Source organism: Brachyspira catarrhinii (assembly GCF_005518285.1).
GTDB classification, from domain to species: Bacteria; Spirochaetota; Brachyspiria; order Brachyspirales; family Brachyspiraceae; genus Brachyspira; species Brachyspira catarrhinii.
In genome coordinates, this window is record NZ_SJDU01000423.1 from 1 (window position 1) to 1,805 (window position 1,805).

General features: G+C 23.8%; 1 protein-coding gene. It reads right to left on the reverse strand.

Going from position 1 to position 1,805, the window contains the following annotated elements:
* Positions 1 to 1,590, reverse strand: a 1,590-nt coding sequence (locus tag EZH24_RS11135) for a UvrD-helicase domain-containing protein (RefSeq protein ID WP_161976154.1), incomplete at its 3' end; no start/stop codon positions are given.
* Positions 1,591 to 1,805 lie beyond the last annotated feature (215 nt).

Here is a 1,805-nt window from a genome sequence, read left to right on the forward strand (position 1 = left end):
TTCTTTTATATAATTCGCTATCGAATAGGCTTCCAAATTAGTTTTTGAATTTATATCTAATTTTCTTTCTTCTTCAAAATTATTGTTTAAGACAAATAAAGACACGGATTTTTTTTCAGTTTTTTTGTTATATATAATGTCGTCTCCTTCGTTGTATTTTATTAAATCGTCTCCCAAAAATACGACTTCTTTAAAAAAACTATTAAAAAATTCTATAAGCATCGAATTGCTTCTATAATTATTTTTTAAATCGACCGAATAATTTTTGAATATATTTTTAACTTCGTTGAATATATTTAAGTTTGCGTTTCTAAATCTGTATATCGATTGTTTTCTGTCGCCAACGATTAATATTTTTTTATTTATTTTATTCAATTCTTCTTTTATATTTTTTTCTTCTATTTCTCTTTTTCCGAAGACGATTAAATTTATAAAAGAAAATTGAAGTTTGCTCGTATCTTGCGCTTCGTCAAGAATCAAGGCTTTTATATTTTCTCTTATTTCTTTAGATATTTTTTCGTTTTCCAAAGATTCTATCGCTTTTGCCATAATATCTTCATGCGAATAAATTCCGTTTTCTTTTTTTATTTTTTCAAATTCGTTAAAAGTCAATTTTATGAATTCTATAACAGAAATATAATTTTCTTTGTTATAAAGAGCGTCAATATATTTAATCATTAAAGCGCAGCAATTATTTAATTTAAGCAAAAGATTTTTTAATTCTTCCGATTTTGTATTTCCAAGTTTTGCGTTTGAAACTAAAATTAAATTTTCTCTAATATTTTCAAAATCAATATAATTTAATTTGTTATTTTTATTCTCAATTTTATTTATGCATTCCAATAATTTTTTTAATTTTTCTTTGCATTCGTTTATTGTTTTATTTTGTTTTGAATTATCGTTTATTATTTCGTTGGAATAATTTATAATGTCGTTATATAATTTGGAATATTTTTTATCTTCTATATTTATGCATTCCAAAGCGGATTTTTCAAAGGCTTCGATATTTTCTAATCTCGGTTTTATTTTTATAAGAAAATTAAATACGGTTTTTATAAATCTTTCTTTATCTTCTCCCGTATAAATTCTATATATTTTTTTTACTTTTTTTCCGCACTCCGATTCGTCCAATATATTTAAAATTCCTTCGCTTAAAATTTCGTCCGCTTCGTTGTCTTCTTCCAAAATATAAATATTCGGAGGCATTCCCAAACGCATTGAATATTCTCGGACAATCGAATGAGCGAAAGCGTTTATAGTCGAAATTTTTGAATTTAATAATAATTCTTTATAAATTTTCCGCCAATAATCTTTATTAAAATTTACGTTAGAATTTATTTCGTTTATTTTTTTTCTTATTCTATTTCTAATTTTTAAAAGCATTTCGTTTGCGGCGGATTTTGTAAAAGTTATCACTACAATATTTGAAACTTTTTCTCCAGCTTCCAATAATTTTATATAAACTTCGGTTATCGTTGTGGTTTTTCCCGTTCCCGCCGAAGCGTTTACAAAGCAAGCGTTTTTATTTAGAAAGTTATTTATTATCTCTTCCTGTTCTTTATTTAATTTGATATTTTCGATTTTTTCCATAATTAATTTTTCCAAATATAAAATCAATGATAACATAAAAATAAAATAATTTAAATTAAATTTTTGACAATATGCGATTTTTAATATAATATAAATCGTAAATCATAATTATAGGGCGGAGATATTTTTAATGAATAAAAATAATATCGGTTATGTTTTTTTTATCGCTTTTATATTTTTGGCGTGTTTTTTTTATCGCTTTTATATTTTTGGCG